The organism is Aneurinibacillus terranovensis DSM 18919, assembly GCF_000430625.1.
Classification (GTDB): domain Bacteria; phylum Bacillota; class Bacilli; order Aneurinibacillales; family Aneurinibacillaceae; genus Aneurinibacillus_B; species Aneurinibacillus_B terranovensis.
Window position 1 is genome coordinate 1 of the sequence record NZ_AUMJ01000009.1, and the last position, 24081, is coordinate 24081.

22 protein-coding genes and 2 pseudogenes are annotated in these 24081 nt (G+C 43.5%); 5 read left to right on the forward strand and 19 right to left on the reverse strand.

Annotated elements, in window-relative coordinates; genetic code table 11:
• Together H525_RS22405 and H525_RS28865 are read left to right on the forward strand one after the other, a co-directional pair.
• Positions 1–1052: pseudogene (locus H525_RS22405) on the forward strand (MFS transporter); the annotation flags it as partial.
• 116 nt (positions 1053–1168) lie between these two features.
• Positions 1169–1303 carry a hypothetical protein gene (locus tag H525_RS28865; RefSeq protein WP_281172560.1) on the forward strand — a complete coding sequence of 45 codons (135 nt, stop codon included), beginning with the start codon at positions 1169–1171 and terminating at the stop codon, positions 1301–1303.
• Between the two features lie 236 nt (positions 1304–1539).
• Here the strand turns inward: H525_RS28865 and H525_RS0101200 are convergent, their stop codons facing one another.
• From H525_RS0101200 to H525_RS0101270, 16 genes and pseudogenes are all read right to left on the reverse strand, one after another.
• Complete coding sequence (locus H525_RS0101200; RefSeq protein ID WP_027414675.1) at positions 1540–2532, reverse strand: zinc-dependent alcohol dehydrogenase; 993 nt, start codon at positions 2530–2532, stop codon at positions 1540–1542.
• An 84-nt stretch (positions 2533–2616) separates the two neighbouring features.
• A complete protein-coding gene (locus H525_RS0101205) occupies positions 2617–3924 on the reverse strand; it encodes an MFS transporter (protein WP_027414676.1) in 1308 nt (435 codons plus the stop codon).
• A 301-nt stretch (positions 3925–4225) separates the two neighbouring features.
• Entirely contained in the window at positions 4226–5134 is a 909-nt protein-coding gene (locus H525_RS22410; protein WP_051330716.1) for a LysR family transcriptional regulator, read from the reverse strand.
• A 197-nt stretch (positions 5135–5331) separates the two neighbouring features.
• On the reverse strand, positions 5332–6531 hold the full coding sequence (locus H525_RS0101215; RefSeq protein ID WP_027414677.1) for a CaiB/BaiF CoA transferase family protein: 1200 nt from the start codon (positions 6529–6531) through the stop codon (positions 5332–5334).
• Between the two features lie 22 nt (positions 6532–6553).
• Positions 6554–8311 (reverse strand): thiamine pyrophosphate-binding protein, encoded by a 1758-nt coding sequence (locus tag H525_RS0101220; RefSeq protein ID WP_027414678.1) that lies wholly within the window; start codon positions 8309–8311, stop codon positions 6554–6556.
• 42 nt (positions 8312–8353) lie between these two features.
• On the reverse strand, positions 8354–9781 hold the full coding sequence (locus H525_RS0101225; protein WP_027414679.1) for an aldehyde dehydrogenase family protein: 1428 nt from the start codon (positions 9779–9781) through the stop codon (positions 8354–8356).
• 23 nt (positions 9782–9804) lie between these two features.
• Positions 9805–10653: a citryl-CoA lyase gene (locus H525_RS0101230; protein ID WP_027414680.1), complete on the reverse strand. Its 849-nt coding sequence runs from the start codon at positions 10651–10653 to the stop codon at positions 9805–9807.
• Between the two features lie 67 nt (positions 10654–10720).
• On the reverse strand, positions 10721–11158 hold the full coding sequence (gene aroQ, locus H525_RS0101235; protein ID WP_027414681.1) for a type II 3-dehydroquinate dehydratase: 438 nt from the start codon (positions 11156–11158) through the stop codon (positions 10721–10723).
• Between the two features lie 94 nt (positions 11159–11252).
• Positions 11253–12089, reverse strand: coding sequence for a sugar phosphate isomerase/epimerase family protein (locus H525_RS0101240; protein ID WP_027414682.1), 837 nt, complete (start codon positions 12087–12089; stop codon positions 11253–11255).
• Positions 12090–12794: 705 nt separating this feature from the next.
• Positions 12795–13046 (reverse strand): annotated as a pseudogene (locus H525_RS28370) (group II intron reverse transcriptase/maturase); the annotation flags it as partial.
• A gap of 58 nt (positions 13047–13104) precedes the next feature.
• Positions 13105–13296 (reverse strand): hypothetical protein, encoded by a 192-nt coding sequence (locus tag H525_RS0101245; RefSeq protein WP_027414683.1) that lies wholly within the window; start codon positions 13294–13296, stop codon positions 13105–13107.
• Positions 13297–13912: 616 nt separating this feature from the next.
• Entirely contained in the window at positions 13913–15748 is a 1836-nt protein-coding gene (gene glmS, locus H525_RS0101250) for a glutamine--fructose-6-phosphate transaminase (isomerizing) (RefSeq protein ID WP_027414684.1), read from the reverse strand.
• 427 nt (positions 15749–16175) lie between these two features.
• Complete coding sequence (locus H525_RS0101255; RefSeq protein WP_027414685.1) at positions 16176–16727, reverse strand: DJ-1/PfpI family protein; 552 nt, start codon at positions 16725–16727, stop codon at positions 16176–16178.
• 135 nt (positions 16728–16862) lie between these two features.
• The gene (locus H525_RS26865; RefSeq protein ID WP_211236951.1) at positions 16863–17021 is read right to left on the reverse strand and encodes a hypothetical protein; all 159 of its coding nucleotides are present in this window, start codon (positions 17019–17021) and stop codon (positions 16863–16865) included.
• Between the two features lie 22 nt (positions 17022–17043).
• Entirely contained in the window at positions 17044–17208 is a 165-nt protein-coding gene (locus H525_RS26870; protein WP_155837056.1) for a hypothetical protein, read from the reverse strand.
• Between the two features lie 44 nt (positions 17209–17252).
• Positions 17253–18272, reverse strand: coding sequence for an NADP-dependent oxidoreductase (locus tag H525_RS0101270; protein ID WP_027414686.1), 1020 nt, complete (start codon positions 18270–18272; stop codon positions 17253–17255).
• Positions 18273–18608: 336 nt separating this feature from the next.
• On the opposite strand from H525_RS0101270, the gene H525_RS0101275 reads away from it, so the two are divergent.
• Entirely contained in the window at positions 18609–18908 is a 300-nt protein-coding gene (locus tag H525_RS0101275) for a hypothetical protein (RefSeq protein WP_035099586.1), read from the forward strand.
• 114 nt (positions 18909–19022) lie between these two features.
• The gene (locus H525_RS0101280) at positions 19023–19574 is read left to right on the forward strand and encodes a DUF309 domain-containing protein (protein WP_425387629.1); all 552 of its coding nucleotides are present in this window, start codon (positions 19023–19025) and stop codon (positions 19572–19574) included.
• A gap of 45 nt (positions 19575–19619) precedes the next feature.
• Here the strand turns inward: H525_RS0101280 and H525_RS22415 are convergent, their stop codons facing one another.
• Positions 19620–20645: a glycosyltransferase family protein gene (locus H525_RS22415; protein WP_051330717.1), complete on the reverse strand. Its 1026-nt coding sequence runs from the start codon at positions 20643–20645 to the stop codon at positions 19620–19622.
• A 292-nt stretch (positions 20646–20937) separates the two neighbouring features.
• Here H525_RS22415 and H525_RS0101290 point away from each other — a divergent pair, with 292 nt between their 5' ends.
• Entirely contained in the window at positions 20938–21957 is a 1020-nt protein-coding gene (locus H525_RS0101290) for a DUF4855 domain-containing protein (protein WP_027414689.1), read from the forward strand.
• 148 nt (positions 21958–22105) lie between these two features.
• On the opposite strand, the gene H525_RS0101295 is transcribed toward H525_RS0101290, so the two are convergent.
• Together H525_RS0101295 and H525_RS0101300 are read right to left on the reverse strand one after the other, a co-directional pair.
• Positions 22106–22972, reverse strand: a complete 867-nt coding sequence (locus tag H525_RS0101295) for a DapH/DapD/GlmU-related protein (RefSeq protein WP_027414690.1) — start codon at positions 22970–22972, stop codon at positions 22106–22108.
• A complete protein-coding gene (locus H525_RS0101300; RefSeq protein WP_027414691.1) occupies positions 22969–23916 on the reverse strand; it encodes an NAD-dependent epimerase/dehydratase family protein in 948 nt (315 codons plus the stop codon). Before H525_RS0101300 ends, H525_RS0101295 begins: the two co-directional genes overlap by 4 nt.
• Between the last annotated feature and the right edge of the window lie 165 nt (positions 23917–24081).

Here is a 24081-nt window from a genome sequence, read left to right on the forward strand (position 1 = left end):
CTGGACGGCAGCCTGTCTTTTAACTGCGGTGGCCAATGGATGGGGATTAATTATATTATCCAGGGTGTTATTAGGGGTTGGTGAAGCTCCTTTTTTCCCGGCGGCTGCCAAGGCCACAAGTCATTGGTTTCCTAAAAATGAACGAGGGAAGGCGATCGCCTCCTATGACGCACAGTCTAAATTTTCCAATGCAATTGGGGCTCCGCTGATTGCCTTGATCGTGACGGAATGGGGATGGCGCGGCGGCTTTTATGCAACTGCGGTTCTTAGTCTTATCTACGCCGCTGTGTTTTGGGTGTGGTACCGTGAGCCACATGAAGATAAACGCTTAACAAAAGAAGAGTATAACTACATCGTCGAAGGCGGTTCGCAAAGTCCAAAAGAAGCCTCAGGAAATGCAATGGAAACTATACGGTACCTGTTGACAAAACGAAAGGTTTGGGCCGTGTTTATTGGTTTTGCAGCCTATGGATATTCCTGGTTTTTATTCCTCACCTGGCTTCCTGGATACCTCGCAACAGAGATGGGTATGTCGGTATTGAAATCCGGGTGGTATTCGTCGATACCATGGAGTCGTAGGTACAATCACAAAATTTTTCATTGGGGGTTGGCTCGTAGATCGTCTCGTAAATAAGGGCTACGATTCAGCACGTGTACGAAAAACTACTCTCATTATTAGTATGCTCTTCGGTTTGTCCATCATTGGTGCCGCATTTACCCATAATCCAAACATTGCCGTATTTTGGATTTCTATGGCGCTTGGTGGCCTTGTGGTTACGTCGGCGGTTGCCTACAGCATCCCGACCTTTATTGCACCGAAGGGAAGCGTGGGAACTTTAACAGGACTTTTGACCTTTGGAAATAATTCTATGGCTATTGTAGCCCCTATCGTCACGGGGTATATTGTTCAAGCCACCGGATCCTTTATGTATGCGTTCCTGGTAGCAGCAGCTCTTCTTGTCGTTGGGATTTTAAGTTATGTGTTCCTGCTCCCAGATTTGGAACCGATTGAAACTGCCATTCAAGAGGACTCGCAGCATATCTCAGCTTAGTTTATGAAACATCAATCTCCGGCGATTATGGAAAGAGCATCCTAAATTTTAAAGAGGATAATTAAAATCTTTATCAATCATTACCCTAGTTTCATAATGAGAAAAACTCGCGGGCGTTGCCGCTCGTCCTTTTTCTGCAGGGAAGCGAAACGGCCACACGCTCCACATCGAAAAAGCAACGTTCGGCACACTCCCGCGAGTTTTTCTCAGGTGACCCATGGAGGAAAGTATATGTTGCTTTAACACTGTAAAGCAACATATACTTTCTTTAACGTTAAAAAAAGCCTGTGGATTGACAAACATTAACCCACAGGCTTCGAATTTCTCTTACCTTTGATGGCATACTATACCCGCTGCCAAGATGACATACCGTCCGTATTACCAGTTTGAAGACAACATCCCCTCAAAATAAACGGCACTTGATGTTAAACGTCAGTTTACAATAAGGATAACTATCGACAGAACCTGGTGAGAAACCGTTTTGAGCCTAGTCATTATCTTTAAAATTCAGGACGACCTTCCCATAATCGCCGGAGATAGCTGTTTCATAGGCCATTTTATATTCTGTAAATGGCACAATCTTTGAAATTACAGGTGACACATTAAATTCTTTTTTCTTCAGATACTCTATGCTTTGCTCAAAGTCATGCGGGAAAGTATAAATAATACTCCCATGTAAAGTGATTTCATTTCTGACAATTTGTACAATTGGAAGGTCAGCTTGCTGTGCAAGCCCAATCAAAATAACGTCTCCACCTGGACGTACGAGTTGAACGGCCTGTTCAACTGCACTTTTAACGCCTGCCGCTTCAATGACAACATCAAACGCTTCATCCGTGATTTCTTCAGGATGAACCGCTTTTATGTCGCCCAAACTTCTCACTCTCTCCAACTTTACGGGGTTAATATCGATGGCCGTTACAACAGCGCCTAAATGATTTGCTAATGCTGCTGCTAACATCCCTTCATTTCCACACCCAATGATAGCAACTGTCATGCCGGGCGTTAGGCTCACCTTGTTAAGCGCATGAACAACAACGGCAAAAGGTTCAATTAAAACCGCTCTTTCATCAGCCATATCATCTGGAATTGGCAAAACATATTTTTCCGAAATAACGAGCTCCTCCGAGAATCCGCCATTGGTATTAACACCGATTGATTTCTTGTGACGGCATATATTCGTTTTCCCTTTTAGACAAAAATCGCACTCACCACAGAAGGAATTAGGGAAAATCACAACTCTCATACCTACTTTATAGTTCACATCTTTGCCGGCCTCTATTATGGTTCCTACTAATTCATGACCCGGACGAAGCGGATAAGAAGCATGCTTTAAGCTCCCTTTAAAGACTCCAAGATCCGATCCACAAATCCCCCCATAAATGACTTTAATTTTTACTTCCTCATTCGACAGTGAAGGTGCAGAATCACCCTCTCGTAATTGTAAATCACCCGGTTTATTTAAATATAATTCTAACATCTTCTTCGCCACCAATCTCTTTGTTGTGTTTGTTAATGCTTTCAATTTTTATTTAGTCGTTAATTTACCAATCTTCAGTATCTTCTATTCTACCATAAGCTCATTTGAAACATATTCAGATCCTTTCTGGGCAGCAGGTTCAATTTGTTCCAAATCCGTGAGCAGGAACGTGTAGCTTATAATCCCCAGGACAAGAAGAGCCGCTGCTACCAGGAACGCATACATAAAGGATCCGGTGGCTTGAACAATATACCCTGTGACGATAGGGGCTACAATGGCCATAGAATTATTTCCAAAGGTCAAAATTCCTGTCAAAGTTCCTACCGTTCCCTTTGGTGCAATAAAGGTCGGGATACTATAGGCAACCGCCGACGTAACGACAAGGCCACCAAGCGCCAGTGAAATCCAAAATACAGCGATGTTTGGGTTATGCGTAAATGCGGCACCAATGATGGATAAACCGAATAGCATACTAATAATGAGAGTAGTTTTGCGTACACGTGTTGAATCATAGCCCTTATTTACGAGACGATCTACCAGCCAGCCACCGATAACAATCTCTGATATTGTGCCTACAATCCACGGTATCGCTGAGTACCAGCCAGATTTCAATATCGACATGCCCATTTCAGTCGCAAGATATCCAGGAAGCCAGGTGAGGAATAAAAACCAGGAATATCCATAGGCTGCAAATCCAATAAACACGGCCCAAACTTTTCGTTTTGTCAACAGGTACCGTATATTGTCCATAACCGTACCCGTTGGGGCTTCTGCACTTTGTGAACCGCCTTCCCTGATATAGTTATACTCTTCTTTTGTTAAGCGTTTATCTTCATGTGGCTCACGGTACCACACCCAAAACACAGCGGCGTAGATAAGACTAAGAACCGCAGTTGCATAAAAGCCGCCGCGCCATCCCCATTCCGTCACGATCAAGGCAATCAGCGGAGCCCCAATTGCATTGGAAAATTTAGACTGCGCGTCATAGGAGGCGATCGCCTTCCCTCGTTCATTTTTAGGAAACCAATGACTTGTGGCCTTGGCAGCCGCCGGGAAAAAAGGAGCTTCACCAACCCCTAATAACACCCTGGATAATATAATTAATCCCCATCCATTGGCCACCGCAGTTAAAAGACAGGCTGCCGTCCAGATCATCGTACCTGTCCTCGTTACCCATTTCACCCCTATTTTATCTAATAAAGGACCTACAGGAATTTGAAGAAAGGCGTAGGACCATGCAAATGCAGATAAAAAGATTCCCATCTGGCCTGCCGTCAAATTAAATTCCTTTTTTAACAGTGGCATTGCGATTGACATATTGGTTCGATCAAAATAGTTCACGATAACCCCAACAGCTATTAAGAAGGCTATTGACCAACGATGTTTTTTCATAAATCTTCACTATCCCCTTATTTTTATTTTAGGTTACTCTTGTTTCGTCTAAATTTTATAACTTTCTGTAAGTTATCCAAGGCTATAGAAGTTAGCGCTTTCAATTTAATGTTAAATCCTCATATACTGAGGTATATACCGATCCACACTCCTTTTTCAGTTTAATTTTTAACCAATAAATGTTTTATTTCTAACTAATTAATTCACTCATAATATTCGAAAGTATTTGATGATTCTTTCTTTGTATACATTATAACCCGTCATGGAAACTTGTAAAAATAACTATAAATCATAAAAACAATCACTTTTTGTAATGGAAAGGTGTTGATTCGATCAAACAACTCCTTTCCTCTACAAATGTTTTAAATTGAGTTACGGCAGGGGACATGTAGACATTGTTCCGCCATGCCATATAAATGATTCTTCTGCATACTGGTTCACTTACGCGAAGGACTGAAAGTTTTGTCATATCCAAGCCAGGAACAAGGGGAATGAGGGCAACTCCAAAATCTGACGCAACCAGCCCAGCAATCGTTGCATCTCCAACACCTTCGAAAGAAATGGTGGGTTGGAACCCAACACTTCGGCAAAGCCTCTCAATGACATCACGTATACTACTTTCATGTTTATATGTGACAAATGGATCATTGGCTACTTCTTTCAAAGAAACTTGCTCTCTATGGGCCAAATTATGGTTCTTCGGAACAATTAGAAATAATTCCTCATTGACTATGGGTACGGTGTTGATATGGTCAGCTTGTTCATTCGGGGAACAAAATGCCAGATCTACTTCTGCAGACTCCAAATGATTCATAATTTTTTGTGTTGTATCTTGTGTTAATTGAAACTTTATACCAGGGAACTGTTCTCTGAACAAGCCAAGCAAATTGGGCACAAATCTTGACCCCAGTGTGTGAATAAATGCGAGTGATACAGTTCCGTGTAAAGGGTCAACCATATCCTTAAGTTCTTCTCTTGCAATATTCATTTCCTGCAGGATTTGATTGACATGCTTTAAGAATGACTTTCCATATTGATTTAAAATAACGCCGCGAATTTTCCGTTCAAATAATGGGACGCCTAATTCTTCTTCCAGCTTGGAAATAGACCGGCTTAGTGCAGGTTGGGTAAGAGCGAGTTCATCTGCAGCCCTCGTAAAGTTTTGAAACTTTGCCAATGTTTGAAAATATAAAAGCTGATACAAGTCCATTGAGTGCCCCTCCTGCAATTTGTTCTGATATAAAATCCATTATAAAGCAGGAAAAAAACACGATAAAGTTCCGCTTGCAAGAAGAAAAACAAAAAAGTACCTTCTTAACAAGAAAGCGGGCACTTCATAAACCCATTCAATGAGGTGAAAATTCAAGTAATGCCTCACTCTGTTTTGATTTACAGCACCAACCTCTTCTATATAATATTCTTTTTTTCTAAATCATTTATTTCTGCTTCAGTCAATCCTAACATTTTTTGAAGAACCTCATGATTATGTTCTCCCAGCTCAGGAGCAATGCTTCGGATGCTCCCAGGTGTTTTTTCAAACTTTGGCACAATCCCTGGCACTTTGATCTCCCCCAATCTTGGATGACTAACACTCACAATATTTTCTCTCGCTTTATATTGAGGATGTTCAAAAATATCTTTTATACTTAAGATAGGACTAACCGGAACGCCATGTTCGTCGAGTTTTTGTAATAACTCATCTCGATCTTTAGTACGTATCCAATCAGCAACAATCTTATTTGTCTCTTGATTGTTTTCCAGACGTTTTGAATTTGTATAAAATTTTTCATCTGACAGCATATCTTCCCGATTCATTGCCTTGGCTAATCGATTAAATGTAGAGTCGGTGCTTGTCACCAATACAATCCAATGATTGTCTTTCGTTAAAAACGTGCCTGATGGACTGGAATGCCCATTTAAACCAGGTGCTCTTTCCCTTACCTTACCGAGTTGGTCGTATTCGGCGACCAGAAACTCCATCATTCGGAATACGGTTTCATATAGGCCTATATCCACCATCTGTCCACTGCCATCCTGATTCGTATCCCGGTAATAAATAGCGGTTACGGCAGCAAACGCTACGTAAATCCCTGTAATATAATCAGTCAGAGAAAAAGAAGGACTAACAGGATGCCTATCAGTAAAACCTTGAAGATACGTAAATCCGCTAAATGCCGTAGCCGGCGTTCCAAAGCCCGCTTTTTCTCGATAAGGACCCGTCTGGCCGTAGCCAGAAACACGAACCATAACTAGATTGGGGTTATCCTTTTTCAGTTCCTCATATCCGGCACCCCATTTTTCTAACGTTCCAGGCCTAAAGTTTTCAATGACAATATCAACTTGCGAAGCTAGTTTCTTAAAAATTTCGACGCCCTCTGGTGTATGCAGATCTAATGTAACTGATTTTTTATTTCTAGATAATCCGGGCCAGCGAAGCGGTTCACCATCCCGAAAAGGTCCTACAGTCCGTAGGGTGTCCCCCTTTCCCGGCATCTCAATTTTAATAATCTCCGCTCCGAAGTCCCCAAGTAATACTGCCCCAAAAGGAGCAGCAATCATGGTGGAAACATCGAGTATTTTTATCCCTTCTAATGGCAATTGTTTCATTATGCTTTTTACCTCACTTTACTTAGACACTTACATGAGACTTCTTTTCATTAGGTGAATAAATGTCAAGAATATTCCAATGTCCGGTAGTCGGAACCGGATTGTTTAGCATGCCGACGTCAATCACAACTGGTTTATTGGATTCAATTGCCCGTTTGAGCGCAGGCTTAAATTCTGCCGCGGATTCAATTTTGATGCCTTCTACACCGTACCCCCGGGCAATGGCGGCGAAATCCGGAGAATAGGCCTCGCCATCTTTCTTAAATACAGTGCCATACGTTGTATCGTAGTGGGCTTTTTGCAAACCAGCAATTGTACCAAACGCACCGTTGTTCATAATAACCCAGACAACAGGGATATTTTCTTCGACAGCTGTAGCCAACACCGAAGGATTCTGCCCAAAACCGCCATCACCAACAAGGGAAACAACCACCCGGTCCGGTTGTGCCAGTTTGGCTCCTAAAGCGGCCGGAGCTCCAAATCCCATCGTACAAAAGCCGCCGGGCGTTAAAATGGTGCCTGATTCATATACAGGGAACTGCTGTCCAACACCATTCTTATTCCAGCCTACATCGGTTGTAATATAAGCATCTTTCGGCAGTACTTCACGAACCTCTGCCAGGATGCGTTCCGGCTGCATGGGATACGAGTTGCTTGCAATATTCTGTTTATTGCTGTTCCTAAATTCTTCTCGATAAACGGCAATTTCCTGTTTTAGCTTCTCATTCTGCAATCCATTGGGCAGGATTTTCTTCGCTACGCGGTTCAAAACGGTTAATGCCTGCTTCAAATCAGCCACCGCACCGATTTCCACTGGGTAATTTCTTCCCATTTCGTTCGGGTCGATGTCAATATGAATTAATTTGGTGGGCGGGAAGTTGAAGGTGTATTTCGATTCCCAAGAACTCGAATCCGCTTCAGCAAAGCGAGTGCCTAACGCAAAAATATAGTCGGCCTGCTTGCATTTATCATTAATAAATTTCGTGCCCCAGAACCCAGTCATCCCAAGCGTGAAGGGATGATCATCCGACACAGCCCCTTTGCCCATCAGCGAATAGGCCACAGGTATACTTAAACGGTCTACAAATTCCCTTAATTCTTCGGAAGCATTAGCGAGCATAATCCCGCCACCCACATAAAGAAGAGGATTCTTAGCGTTGATAAGCGTTTCAATGATTCTTGTTGCCGTTTCATCATCAATCGACGGTTTGTGTAACGTTTTCGTATGATGCCCCAGCTTTTCAAACAGAGCCACATCCACCTCTTTCGAGAAAATATCCATGGGTACAGAGACAAGCACTGGCCCCGGCCTTCCACTTTCCGCTAACTGGAACGCCTTCTCAATAATTTCAGGAAACAAATCCGCACGATCTACGCGCCAGGCACGCTTTACAAATGGGCGATAGATTTCATATTGAGAGGCATCGGCATGCAAATTGATTTCCTGGTGTGGATGCTTTCCGTAATAGTGACTCGGGACATCACCGGCAATGACCACCATGGGAATGGAATCGAGCGCTGCGTTGGCTACGCCTGTCGCTGCGTTTGTTAATCCAGGGCCCAGGTGGCTCAACACCACTGCAGTCTGCTTCTTGGCACGGGCATATCCATCAGCGGCATGGGCAGCAATTTGTTCATGACGGACATTTATGAATTTAATAGGGCTATTATCCAACGCTGACAATACAGCGATGTTGGTGTGTCCACAAAGACCAAAGATATGTTCGACCCCTCTGTTTTCGAGATACTTTACCAATTGATGAGAAATTAGGTCTTTCATTTTTGAGCCTCCTCATTAAAATTTAAACTTGAAGAAAATAGATTAATTAGGAAATTGAAATACGATCATTTTCGTTTCCGTCATATCTTCTACAGCATAACGAGGACCTTCACGTCCAATCCCACTGTTCTTCACTCCACCGTATGGCCAATGATCCAGTCTAAAATTAGATGTTCCATTAAGTACTACGCCTCCTACTTCCAGTGCATGGGCAACCTTATAAGCCAGATCCATCCGGTTCGTAAACAAACCCGCTTGAAGACCAAAGGAGGAATCATTTGTTTCTTTAATCGCTTCCTCAATGGTTTCGTAAGGAATGATGCTCACAATGGGCCCAAAAACTTCCTGACAAACAACTTTACTATGCTTAGGCGGATTTAATAGGACAGTGGGCTCCACTGTTGCTCCATTTCTATGGCCGCCATGCACCAGTTCTGCACCTAAATGAATCGATTCTTCAATCCATTCCATGATCCGTTGCGCTGCATTCGTATCTACCAAACAACCAACATCGGTATCCGGAAGAAGAGGATCGCCAATTTTTAATTTTGATACTTGTTTTTTTAGAAGGTCCGTAAATGCTGGTACCACAGATTGATGTACGTAAATTCGTTGTACAGAAATGCAGCTCTGCCCCGAATTGCTAAAGCCTGTTTTTGCACACATGGCTGCAGCACGATCTAAATCCGCGTCTTCATGGATAATCGTCGAGGCGTTTCCGCCCAATTCAAGCAATACTTTTTTCATACCGGCCAATTCACATATATTTCTTCCGGCAGAAACACCGCCCGTAAAGGATATGATATTCACGCGCTCATCTTTCACAATTCGCTGTCCGATTTCCACTCCGCCCAGGACCATGTTGATAGCGCTATCAGGAAATCCTGCTCTTAGCAACAATTTCAAAAGTTCAGTCGCTATGAGAGCTGTTTGCGGGGCAGGTTTTAATACCAGGCTGTTTCCAGCGGCAAATGCGGGGCCAACCTTATGGCAAACAAGGTTCAATGGCGCATTAAAGGGTGTAATGGCGCCCACCACACCGACCGGAACACGAAATGTGGCAGCAATGGCCCTGGTTCCTCTTTCTGAGGCATCTCCCGGCAGTGTTTCACCGAACAATCTTTTCGCTTCTTCGGCAGATTGTTCTAGTGTTTCAATGGAACGTGATACTTCATCCCGTGTGTTCTTTAATGGTTTGCCTAATTCAAGAGAAATTAGCGCAGCAAACTTCTCTTTTTCCTCTTCTAGTAATGAGGCAGCACTTTTTAAGATTTTTGCCCGCTTATTTGATGGAATACTTGCAATTTCCTTTTTAGCAGCATGCGCGGAAGCCAGTGCATGCTCAACATCCTCTTTTGTTGCCAAAAATTGCTCTCCAATTACTTCGCCAGAATATGGGCTTTTTATCTGAAGAGTTTCCCGGTCCGAGGAAATCCATTTTCCGTTAATATAAGGCTGCGCCTGCTTCATGATCTGTTCCACCTGCTTTATACTCATACTCTCTCACCCTCTTTTTCTAAGTGCCTGATAGAAGGGCCAGAATAGTGAACCAAATCATCCCGGTTTGGACAAGGCCCTTTAATTAATACGCCATTTTTGAGCTCTTCAAAAGCGTGTGCCACAATTCCCATTCCACGTGACAAGGCGAATACTCCTTTTGCAGCTTCTGCTGGAATTGCTAACTCACACTGAATAGCAGCGGATACCCCATCTACATTCATTGTCATTCTCTTCTTTTTCTTTTCTTCCAGAATGGCTCTATACTCTTCGGCGATTCTCAAGTACTGACCTGAGATTTCACCTTCCTCTATTAACGATTGTGCCAGATGATAGAGCCTTGTTACACGTGGATCATCATCGTGCAGTTGGTGACCAAATCCCGGCAATTTTTCTTTGTCCCTTTGTAACCGATCAAATTGTTCCCTAGCTACAAGTGTTATATTGCCCCCATCGCCCGCAAGTTCGTTCGTTGCATAAAATAATTTCATTGCTTTTTCAGCGGCACCTCCATGTATGTCCCCTAGTACATTGATTCCAGTAGCTACACAGGAATTAAAGGAAATCCCGCATGTGGCTGCCATTCTTGCCGCTGCAATGGAAGGTGCACGAGGTCCATGATCCGCTCCTGCAACAAGAACGCTTTCAAACAAACGTGCTTTCTTTTCACTAAGGATGTCTCCACACAAGAGAAAATAGAGCATTTGACTGTACGAGAAGTTTCCAATTAACTCTTCAATTGGATATCCTCTTATTATGATTTCATTTTTCTTAATATTGCTGATAGATGTATCCCACCAAACAGTTCCGTTAGAATACGCTTCCAGAGCACTTCTTCCTTCCATAATGATCCTCCTTGAATAATTAGCCAATTTGATTGATACGCTTGCCTTTTTTAAAATTCATACAGGATCAGTCTATCGCCGCAACGGCTGCTCTCAGGCCAAGGAGGTAGCTGTCCACCCCAAATCCGCAGATTTGACCCTTCACAATTTCAGCAAACACAGAATGATGCCTAAACTCTTCCCTTGCGTGAATATTGGACATATGAATCTCAACAATGGGAACCGTGAGAATCGCCAGGGCATCCCGTATACCATAACTATAATGCGTCCATGCACCGGCATTGATGATAACGGCATCCTTATTCTCGATAAATGCCTGATGAATCCTTTCACACATTTCGCCTTCATGATTGGTGTGAAAGGTCTCTACCTCCACACCTAGCTCATTTGCAAGATGATTTAGTTGCTCGTTGATCTGACTAAGAGTGATCGTGCCATATTGTACAGGATCCCTCTTCCCAAACATATTGTGATTGATTCCGTGCAGCATAAGAATCTTTTTCATATAATCTCCTCCTACACTTTAAAAAGCTGAGTTTCCCTTGATTTTATGGCAATAAATATCTTGTGAACAGAAACAACCTTTATATTTAAACATCCTACAAACCAGAGATATTTTGCATGCGCGGGTGAGAAGCGAGATAGTCCTTTGCCGTTTGCAAGCAGCGCCGCGCAAATTCCTCATACCCTAATTCCTGAGCACGCTTGACGTTTGGCAGCTCAATTGAACAGGGAATTTCAGGGAGTCGGTTCACGATACTCGCAACATCAATACCGTCTTCACTTAAATACAAGCGTTCCTCACGAAGGATACGGGTCATCTCTTGTTTCCAGGGCGGAATTTCCGCTGGTGCATTGCACAGGTGGAGATAGCGGAACCACTCGCGCGGCACCATGTCCAGATCCTCAACCTTGTCCCTGGAGCGATGGAAATGATGTACATCGATCATAAGACCGGCATTTTCCCGCTTTGCGGTGCGAAGAACGTCAAGTGCACCTGCAAGGTTGTATACACTGGCAATAGGGACGAACTCCAGTTCAACCGTCAGTCCGAACGGTTTGGCCAGATCACAAAGCTCGGCAAAACGTTCGATAGCAAAATTGCGATCGTCCGTCCAGATGCTACTAAGAACATGGCGTCCGCCAAGTTCCGCCGCGACTTCCATAGCGGGCACATAACGTTTCGGATCAACGCCGTCATAGATGCGTGCCAGTTCGATGTCGAGCAGCCTGACCCCCGTCTCATCAAGCGCCGTTTTAGTTTGCTTCAGCATCTCTTTGTTTTCGGCCAATCCGTAGTTGGGCTCACCGGGCAGACCCATGTAAATGAGGCGAAAGCTGACGAAATCATAGCCAGCCCGCGCGGCAATGTAAGTCTGTTCGGGCGGTGGACACCCAAGCACTGTAAGGTGGGCTAGAGAAAATTGTCTTTTCATCTTCATCTTCTTTATTCCTCCAATCATGCGGTGATACTATACGATTAACGTCCGTCATTAGCCCTTAAAATGAAAGGGATTACATTCCTTAAAATAAGATTGTTAAACATCTTCAACACTCGTTTGATTGGGAGTGATGCATTGTATAACCTTTTTTGAATACCTACTCTTTTCTGAATTATAATTCGTTTTTATCTATTAATAAAATTACTAAAAATCATCATTTCAATAATTTTTAGTAATACCTATGGGGTGACATGTAACCGAGTCAATTGAAACTGCATACCCGGCTACTGCCACTAGATAAAACGAAAACAGTGATCCTAGTTTTAGCCAGGATCACTGTTTTTGTTTGCAAAATGAACTTTTCATTAAAAACGATCATCATTATTAGGACGTAATGATGCAAATCTTCACTCTGCTTAGCGGTCTCGGAGTTTTTGACGACTCTTTATATCATTACTATAGTCTCCAATGAGATGAGCATTATCCGTGATAAAGAATCGGCTGCGTGCAAAAAATTACAAAACAAAATATGTATTCATAAAGATTGCGAAACGTTAATATACTTTTGCCTATTCCCGGTTCTCTCATCTCCTTGCCCAGTATGAAGGTTTGTCTTTTTTCGTGAAATCGAGTAGGAGAGGGCGGTGAACCCTCGTCCTCTCACACCACCGTACGTACCGTTCGGTATACGGCGGTTCATTAAGTACTCCGTAAAGAGTGATATCGTTCTGCCAGGCTTTTCAGTTGACACGATTCGAAGAATCGTTTATCCAACGTTCTGTGTAATACAGGACTTTTGGAGATACGCCAGTATCCCTTACGGGAATTTCCCCATTCATAGGCTTTTCCTTTAGGGACTCCTAAAGCGATGAGCCTTTTTACTTTTGTGCGGGGAAGCTTCCATTGTTTCCACAAGCACATTCGCAGTCGTCTGCGAATCCACTCATCAAATCGCCAGGTTTCAAACCTGGCGAGAGAGAGTAACATTCTTGATTTTCTGATAAACGGATTAATGCACTTTTTTAGGAGAAATTTTAATTTTTCCGTTTAAAATATCGTTATAAGCAAAATTCCATTTGTTTTGTAACCTATTCTCAGTTACAATCACCTCTTGCTCATTCCATTGCTCAATTTTTCCGTGAAACGTAATTCCTCTTTCCCAAATATTAACGGTTACATTACTTCCGGAAGTTAATCTCATTTCGTTTACCTCCAAGTGGTTTTCTTACCTCTATTATATTCTATATAAGACATTTTTGAAAGCGTTTCCAAAAAATATTTAATTAAGAAACTTCAATTGGAATTAGAATGTGCTGATATGGAAGAACAGCCAGTCATTATCCTAAGAAGAAAAAAAGCATAGAAAAAGGATCTGTTTTAAAGGAAATATTCTGGAATACCGCATTTCTAAACGTTGAATTCAAAAAGTACTGGAAACCGGCTTCCCATCGTGGCAAGAAAAAAGCATCCGCCGCGGGATGCTACCTAACAGTACATCAAATTTCTGATATCTTTTCGATTCTCATAACCAAATATTTATGGAGGAACAATATAGTTTAATTAAAAATTAATCTTCTTTTGATAACAAGTATTCTCCTCCTATTGTTAAATAGTTCCTTCTTATAATTATACAACAAATTTATGATCTGCCTTCCGCGTGAGGATTCTTCATAAACTTGCTGAGTATGATGTGAAGAATTCCTTCCACCAAGTGAGGTTATGTTCGTATCCGCTACCCATCCAAAATAAATGACCTGGATCTAAATGCAACCTCATTCCATTGATCGACAATTTTATATTTACTCCTATTCCCTCCCCTAATGCACCGTCAAGCTCTTGGCAAGGTTGCGGGGGCGGTCGACGTCGTGACCGCGGACCGTTCCGGAGTAATATGCGAGAAGCTGCAGAGGAATCGCGGCGAGAACCGGCATTAAAAACGGGTGGGTAGACGGGATATACATCACCTCGTCAACGACTTCCCCTACCAGGCTGTCTCCGACGGTTGTGATTCCGATGACAAACGCGTCCCTAGCTTTTACTTCTTTAATATTGCTGATCGTCTTATCGAGCAGTTGATGCTGGGTTGCCAGCGCAATGACTGGAACACCCGGTGTGATGAGCGCCATCGTGCCATGCTTCATTTCGCCGGCTGCGTACGCATCCGCGTGGATATAGGCAACTTCCTGCAGTTTAAGCGCACCTTCCAGCGCCAGGACATAGTCCAACCCCCGGCCAATCAAAAAAATATGATCCTGGTCGTAAATAACCTGTGCGAACTGGTCGATTGCATCCTGGGTCATGATGAGGGTAGATTCCACATCCTGCTTCAACCTAGCGAGCGATTTAATAAGATCAGGAATTTGCGCACACCCGGTACCTCCCAACTTCTGTGCCAGCCAGATGGCAAGAGCGGTAAACACCGCCATTTGTGAAGTATATGCTTTAGTTGAGGCGACTGCCAGCTCGGGACCGGCCTTTGTGAAAACGGTACACTCTGCTTTACGGGAAATGGTACTGCCCGCCGTATTCGTAATGGCGATCGTGGAACACCCGTATTTTTTTGCCTCGCGCAGCGCTGACAGGGTATCTCCGGTCTCGCCGGATTGGCTGAGAAAAACAACGAGAGTATGCTCGTCAAGCTTCGGGTGTTCAGAAAGAAATTCAGACGAGAGGGAAACCGCGACAGGAATTCCCAGCAATTGCTCCATTACTCTTTTACCGATAATTCCGGAATGAAACGATGTCCCGCTTGCCACAATATCAATTTTACGCAGGTTTTGCACTTTTTCTTCGGACCATACCTCTTCTAACTCCGGGAGGTACACCATATCCTCTGACAGGCGGCCGGCTAACGTTTCTTCAATCGCTTTCGGCTGTTCAAAAATCTCTTTCAGCATGTAATGTTCATAATCATTGAGCATCACGTCCTGCGGGTTCAAATCAACGACGATCCGTTTCGGGATTAACACGTCTCCCGTTACCGTTTTAATCGAAACTTTCTCCGGGGTTAATATCGCCATTTCCCCATTTTTTATCGGGTAGAATTCACGTACATACGTGAGAATCGCGGGAATATCGGACGTAAGAAATGTCTCGCCTTTGCCAAACCCGAGAATAAGCGGATTATCCTGTGACACGGCAATAATGGTATCCGGACTGGCCTGGCTCATGATCGCCAAGGCAAACGTACCTTTTAACATCGGTAAAACAAGGCGGACCGTTTCTTCAAAATCGCCTGTATCATGCTGTTCCAGCAAATGGGGGATTACTTCCGTATCTGTTTCGGTTTTAAATATATGCCCCTCCTGCTCCAGTTCTTTTTTTAGCTGGGGGTAATTCTCAATAATTCCATTGTGGGCGACAATGAACCGTGCATCACATCCTGTTAACGGATGGGCGTTTATCGCGCACGGTTGGCCGTGAGTTGCCCAGCGGGTATGGCCGATTCCCAGTTGGCCACCCGGCACCGGCTCCCGCAGAAGCACGTCCCGCAAATCCTTTATGCGCCCTTTTGTTTTTCTTATTTCAACGCCTTCTAAATTAGAAATCGCAATACCCGCTGAATCGTAACCGCGATAATCCAGCCGGTCGAGACAGTCCAAAAGAATAGGCTGTGCCTTTCGTTTTCCCATAAATCCGACAATACCGCTCAAAAAGTTCACCTCGTTCTTATTCCCATTTCTTCTATTATACTGAATCCTGCTGCATGAAAGCGAGCAACGAAATGACTAATGTCAAATTTGGCCTGTGAAGCATGAGTGTTGTGGTATAATGAGAAAAACTCGCGGGCGTTGCCGCTCGTCCTTTTTCTGCAGGGAAGCGAAACGGCCGCTTAGTGACCGGAAGGTCGGACCGACAAAACATCCGGGTACCTCAATGATGGAGACAATTGTCGGTCTGATCGACCTTCCGGCCACACGCTCCACATTGAAAAAGCAACGTTCGGCACACTCCCGCGAGTTTTTCTCGGGTGACCAATGGAAGGAAAGTATATGTTGCTTTAACACTGTAAAGCAACATATACTTTCCTTAACGGCAAAAAAGGGAGAAGCCGCACCGGCTTTCTCCCCGCCTACTTTATTAGCGCAAAAGTTTAAGAAAAGCTGCCATAAATCCCGGCAAATCTGGCCAGGCGTGTCCGGAGACAAGATTGCCGTGGGTATGCAGTGTTTCATCAACATAGGTAGCTCCACAGGCAATTACATCCGGCTTACACGCGATGTACGCTGTATACTCGCGGCCTTTCATCAGGTCCGGCACAACGGAAAGCACCTGCGCTGCATGGCATATAGCCCCTACAGGCTTGTTGGTTTCAAAGAAGTGGCGGACGATCCCCGGGAGGTCTTTGTCTAAACGAATGTATTCAGGGGCGCGTCCTCCCGGAATGATTAACCCGTCGTAATCCGCTGGATTGATTTCCGCGAACGCAGCATGTGAATCGAGACCATACGCGGGTTTTTCGGTGTATGTTTCCATTCCTTCCACGAAATCATGGCACACAGTCTGGAGTTTTTTCACACTCGGCGACGCGACCGTGACCTCGTATCCTTCCTCCAGGCAGCGGTAGTACGGGTAAAAAATTTCGAGCGCCTCGACAGCATCTCCTGTAACAAGCAGCACTTTTTTACTCATGAATCCTTCCTCCATTCGTTTGAAAAATGGCAAAGAAAACTGGTTAGCGCCAGCCAAAGGCGTAGGCGGTAGCCTTATTCTTTCCTTTCACCCTTTCGACGGAAGCCTTTCATTTCCTTCTTTCTCCTGCACACCTTAACTCTCCTGCTGTAATCTACCCTCTAAAATCTCTATCGCTTGTTTCATTACGTTCTCTGCCGGTATTTCTATATCGGTCGCTCCCTGCGCCAGAAGAGGGTTCCCCCCTCCCCTGTCGCCGCAGCGTGCAAACGTTTCTTTTAATACTTCGTTCATTGATCGTTCCTGTGTCACACGGCTAGCCGCCTGTCGGATAGAAGACGGTTTGGTTCAGCACAACATAAGCCTGTCCATCGTCTTCCGCACCGTATTCGATAATCACTGCTGTAAATTCTTTTATGTAGGGGTTTTCGTAATAAAGCCTGCCTTTCAATTCGTTTGCTCTTCTCTCATCAAAAAACATTAGGGAAAATCCCTGGTAACATTCCCCCATATGGGTATTAGCAATTATCTTACATCATTGGCCACTTTGACCAATTGTTTACCCAGGTTTTCTCCGCGGAACAATCCCAAAAAGGCCTCGGGAGCGTTCTCCAAACCTTCCACGATCGTTTCATGATATTTTATCTTCCCGTCCTTTACCCATTGAGCCAACTGGACGATGCCCCGGGGATGTTCAGCCGCATAGTCTGAAACGATAAAGCCCTTCATCATTGAGCTGGTTTTTATTAAGGAGGTCGTAATTCGCGGTCCTATGTCAGGTTTTTCAAGGTTGTACATCGAGATTTGGCCGCAGAGAGGAATGCGGGCCTGATGGTTTAAAAACCTGAGGACCGCATCGGAAATGTCCCCGCCTACGTTGTCAAAGTAGACATCTACCCCGTTCGGACATGCTATTTCAAGATCTGCTTGAATATTTTTGGTTGTTTTATAGTTTATGGCCGCATCAAAGCTCAATTCATCCAATAGGTAGCTGATTTTTTTCTCCGATCCGGCAATGCCGACGACACGACAGCCTTTAATTTTAGCAATTTGTCCGACAACCATGCCGACAGCGCCCGCGGCACCTGACACCACTACCGTTTCACCGGGCTGAGGTTTTCCAATTTCAAGCAGCCCAAAATAAGCGGTAAGTCCCGGCATGCCAACCACGCCGAGATAAGCGGTAAGGGGGGCTGCCTCAGGGTCAATTTTCGTCAGGTACTGGCCGCTGGAAACAGAATAATCCTGCCAGCCAAGCATGCCCACTACTATATCTCCCCTTTGAAAGTTCTGATTGCGGGATTCCATCACTTCTCCTACAACTCCGCCTGTCAGTACTTCATTTAATTTATACGGCGGTACGTAGGATTTGACATCACTCATTCTTCCGCGCATGTATGGATCTACCGATAAATAGAGGGTTCGAATAAGCACCTGGCCATCTTCCACATCAGGAATAGGACTCTCAATTAGCTTAAAGTGCCGGTCATCCGGCATTCCTTGTGGCCTTTCTATAAGAAAAATTTGCCGATTGGTAGCTGTCAAGTCTATCACTCCATCTTTTTTAAATTTAGTACATTATTAACGTCTTTGGTCTGTTTTCAACTTCTATAGTATTCCCCGCTAGCAAATATACCCACCTATCATGCAAAAATGTTGCCCTTACTGATTCTATACCCTAATCATTCACCGTTTACCGCTCATTTTCCTTTTTTGGTGAAATTGCCCGGTCAATCCCTGATAAAGAAACTCAGCTTATTTTCACTTTAACACTTTTCTGCCAAGTTTCTTAAAAAGTTTTACATAAAAAGGAACGGGAAGGGAAAACTATAATACGATGCAACCAGGAAAAGTTTGAAACAGAAAAAAGGAGGCATACCTTTGGGTAAAAAGAATAATCCAACATATCCGAATCAGACATTTACGCCGCTATCAACGGAATACGATCAAACCCATACGATTTTTTTGGAGGAATTTCCGGAGGGTGCGTATGGTGCGTCAAAAAACTACGATTTGTCAAAGGATGAATGGAAAGAAAATATGCATTCGGCTCCGCAGTTTACCTACGAAAACAGAGGTTTTCATGAAGGAAACCCACGGCAGGATCCGGCCGCTCATCCAACACATGATAATCCGGATAGCAATGAACAGGATCCGTACGTTACAAACTCCAGCCAGTAACCCCGTAGAAGCGGGGCTTTTTTTATAGCGAAGGCTATCACCAGCGCCTGCCGCCTGACGCTGCCCAGGTTTTTTTATTGCTGAAGGGATAAGGGAAACACGGACTCTTTTAAAGTGTGCTATACTCAGAAGAAAAACATCACGGTGAGGCTGCCTATGTATCCACAGCAGTATATTGATTATCTTGTTTATTTCCATGCGGATCGCGATTATTTTGAATGCCATGAAATTCTTGAAGAATACTGGAAAAGCTTCCCTATTGAAACGCGAAGCGCTGTTTGGGTCGGCCTGATCCAGATTGCGGTTGGCCTCTACCACCAGCGGCGTGGCAATCTAACAGGGGCTGAAAAAATGTTCGCCGGTGCGCTTGCCATATTACGGGATAAGCAGCTGTCAAATCTTGGAGTCGACAGAGAAGCTCTTCTGCATGATTTACAACACAGACTTCAAACGCTCCATACCACTCCATATGCTGATTTAAATCTTCCGCTAACCGCTCCCGAACTGGTTCAATCCTGTAAGACTCATGCAAAAAAACGCGCGGTGACCTGGCTGGCTCCGAGCGACTTCACCAATTCATTTTTAATGCACAAACACACGCTCCGCGACCGCTCGCACGTGATTAGAACGCGTGAGGACACAATAAAGCGACGACAAAGAAACTAAGACGGAGTATACCGGTGATTCGGTATACTCCTTTTTTTCTTGCTGTTAAGAAGAGGAAGTGGTCACCTTCGTATTTCTTTTGGACGTGAGAAATCTCTCATAAATTGGCAGCAGCTGTTTTGCTACGATACGGTTATCATGATAGCTCTCCACGAATTTTCGTCCATCCATTCCTTTTTTTCTTCGAAGCTCCCCAGAAGATAGCAACTCCTTTAAAACGTCGTATATTGTATCAGGATTCGCCGTGCAGATTGGGGGCTTTGTATTATATTGACACATCAAGTCGTCACGAACATAGCAGATAACCGGTTTACCAAGCGCCATTGCTTCTACACTGAAAAGGCCATAAGAACCGCAAAAGATTTGATCAATAATAATATCCGCATTTCTGTACAGTGCCGTTGCTTTTTCATTGCTCATTTTCTCGATGCGTTGATAACGAAAAGAAAATTCTTTTTTAAGTTTTTCAATGACTTCTTCAATTCTTGCGGTTCCCTTAAATTCAGGTTGTGTAGGAGCATGAATAATAAGCGGTGTGTTCTCGGAAGGATTCGGATAAACCGGCTCAAATTTTTCAAGGTTGATCGCGATTGGAATAACATGAACTTCTTTATAGTACGGGGAAACATAGGGTAAAACCTCATAATCTTGCACAAAACCTACGGGTATATATTTGGAAATTTTCATCATTTTTTGATGAATTTCTTCTTCCGGAGGAGAATCTGCTGTATTGACATATGGGTTAAACAGCTTAGCTATACTCCCCTTACGTACATCGCTTCCCCAGTGGTGCATGAAAGCCGGCTTTCCAGCCTCTGCCAACAACTCAAGGTCTCGAAAATCATTAAAAAATGTCAGGGCGTAATGATAGTGAAAAATCTCAAAATGATTAATCGCATCCCCGGTAATCCTCGTAATTTCATTACCGTCTGCAGGCAGAATATTATCTTTATAGCCAAGCGAAGTATGATAGTAGTTGTATCCCATGGCCTGATGACCCTCTTTTTTGAACGCATCGTTTAATATTCCCATTTGGCCTGCTATTTCAAGAGGACCTTGGATGATTTTCATTTACCTCACCTTTCTTACGTTTACTCTTCCGCTGTTTTTTCTCCACTCACATCTTTCTTTTATATAAGGCCCTTACTAACCACCTCTCTCTTACTTATAGCATCATACTGCACGAAAACCGACAACACATTGCTTTTATCCATACTATTCAATCTCTACTTATGTTTTATTCATAAGAAAATAATTGGTTAGTATTTGCAGCAAAAATAGTTTTCTGCCACATAACAGCAACTCTTTGCTTTTCATATGCTGTACATGTAGCCAATAATATCGGGAAAGGTGTGAAAAATTGATGATTGAAACATCTCCAGTTGGATTTATCGCCCCAAAACCGGCAATTTTTCGCAATCATTTATGTGTTTTGCCGTGTGGCGGCGTAACAGAAGAAGCACCACAAAATTGGACGGTTCCAGAACTTGAAAGGTATGTTTCCTATTATTCGAACGGAAAACCAGTCGATAAATTATTCGGTGGGTTTATTTTTAACGGTGTATCAGTACAACCGAATCGTTATATGTATCCAATGTATGTTGGCTTTGGTGAGGCAGCAGATATTGATGATTGGTCTAAATGGCTTGAAATGTTATTTTCACCGGGAAAAAATTTAAAAGCATTATATTTACTTGCGACTCAATCACCATCTGTTGACGTATGGGTATCTATTCCTTACCCTTATATCAATCAAACCAACTTCGGTTCCGTTCATGGTAAATCGTTGAATTTTAAAGCAGATGATCATGATCGCTTTAAAGCGGTAGCATGGTGGATCGACGAGTTTATCGAACGCTGGAAAAAGGAAGTACTTCTCCATAAAAGACTAAGTTTCCGCGGGTTCCTCTGGCAAAGAGAATCGATTCATGATTATGATGAAAATCTTGTGATTCGGACGACTCAATACATTAGGGATAAAGGGTATTTCAGTTTATGGCTGCTAAACTATGGATCGTATGGGTGTATAGATTGGCAAAAATTCGGATTTGATATTGCTGTAGCCAATCCAAATTACTATGGCAACGCCCATTACGATGTACAATGGATTAACAATACATCAGGATACGCCAAACATTATCACACAGGATTACAAATTATTTATGGAAAAGGGCTAATTTTCAACGAGACTCATTTTGTAGATTATCTTAATTTAGGGCTGCCGTACTACAATAATTACATGACTGAGTCTTTTCTTGTATATCAATTTGTAGGCCAGACACTAAGAGAGATATGTGAACAATCTCCTGAAAATTATGACCGTTTATATTCTTTCATTAAAGGAACGTATGTGAAAACATTTTATCCAGGTATAACCTATTAAAATAAAAAACCATGTAAGGGTAACAACCATTGTTTTTTGGTAGGACAGAAAAAAGCTTCTATACCATCAGTATAGAAGCTTTTTTCTGTCCTATATATCCAAAACTTATCATGTGAATATCCTTACATATTCCATTAGATTGAAAGGATTATGACGGAAGCATCCTAGCCGGGTTTCCAACAACTTTTGCGCCTGTCTCCACATCTTTCAATACAACGGAACCCATGCCGATCAGAGCATGGTCCCCAATTTTTACATTTTGTTTTGTTAAAGCATTGATCCCAACCCAGGCGCCTTTCCCGATTACTGTACCGCCCGAAAAAATACAACCTGCGGTCACGATAGCATTTTTCTTAACCGTCACATTATGGCCAATGTGGTTATGGTCATCGATTTTTGCATAATCTTCTATGATTGTATCCTCGATAGTCCCCTTACAAACAGTAGTAAGGCTCCCTACCTCAACACAATTGCCGATTTTCACAGATCCCAGGTGCTTGATCCGCATGGGCTGTCCAACATCATCCCTCTCAAAACCAAACCCGTCTTCCCCAATAATCGCCCCCGACTTTATCCTGCAGTTACGGCCAATTTGAACCCCATCTCCAATCACAACATAGTGGTCGATGACCGTTCCCTCATCGATGATTACATTGCGTCCGATGACAGTGTACTGTCCTACCTTTACGCTTGGGTGAATTTGCGGCGGATCATCGGGTCGCCCAAAGCCTATCGCTTCATCCAGCAGTTGCAAAGCACGGGCAAAATCCAGCCTTGGATTTTTTGATATAATTACGGAGACCTTTCCTCCTGATACTCCCGGAAACCCAATGACCAGAACGGCGTTATTTATTTCAATGGAAGGAGCTTTACAAAAAGTAAGGGAGGAATCGACTAAACGGTGTAATGAAGAAACTCGGATGATTTCTATGTCAGGGCCCTGTAACGTAAGATTTAATTTGTTAGCTAACCATGAAGCTTTGACAGGTTGTTGTAATACGTTTCCAGTTATCATACTTTTCCCTCTCGCAGCCAGTCATATGTTTTCCTCAGGCCATCTGTAAGGCTATACCGTGGTGTCCATTGGACATCCGTTTGCAATGCGGTAACATCGACCGCTCTCCGGTATACTTTATCTACCACCCTTTTCGGTTTGTACAGGGTCGGGTATGAAAGATGCCCGGTAATCGTGGAAATTGCCTCGGCAAGCTCATTTACACTCGTTTCTCTTCCCGTCCCAACGTTATACACATTACCAACAAAGCCCGGTTCCCATGCCGCCCGCAGCAAAACGTCCATGACATCCTCTACATACGTAAAGTCTCTTGTCTGAGTACCATCCCCGTATATAGTAAGCGGTTCACCCTGTTCAACCGCGTCGAAAAACTTGGCAACAACACCGCAATAAGGATTTTCAATCAGCTGCCCGGGCCCGAATACATTCGACAGGCGCAGGATGGTTACAGGGACTTGATACATATGGTAAAAAACCTTGCAGTAATGTTCGGTCGAAAATTTACTCGCTGAGTAGGGAAGTGTAATGTTGAAATAGGATTCGGGGGTAGGAATGACAGGGGCATTGCCATAAACGGAAGCCGTAGAAGTATAGACGAACCTTTTTAGATGTGAACAGCATTCTTTTGCCTTGCGGAGGAGCAAAAATCCACCGTACAGATTCGTGTGCAAATCCCCTTCTATATCCTGGACGGATAAAAGAATATTGCGGCAGGCTAAGTGAAAAATACATTCTACTTCAGGCAGAATCTGTTCCAGTAACTCTTCATTCGTAATGCTTCCCCTATGAAACGTAAGCGTAGCAGATTGAGGAAGTGCGTTTACATTACCGGTCGAAAGATCGTCTATCACATGTACGTGTTCGGAAATCGACAGCAATTTTTTAACTAATTGCGACCCCAGGAAACCTGCGCCTCCTGTAACCAGGACGTTTCCATATTTCATGCGGTTCATCCTTTCTTCATTTACTAACATTAACGCTACTACTTGGTTTATGCGAGCGTTCGTTAGATTGCGATTACTTTACTGGAAAATGGATGAATGCAGGAATGATATTCTCCTATTTTTGAATCCGGCGTAATAAATAGGTGTAATTTCGTTGCAATTGCT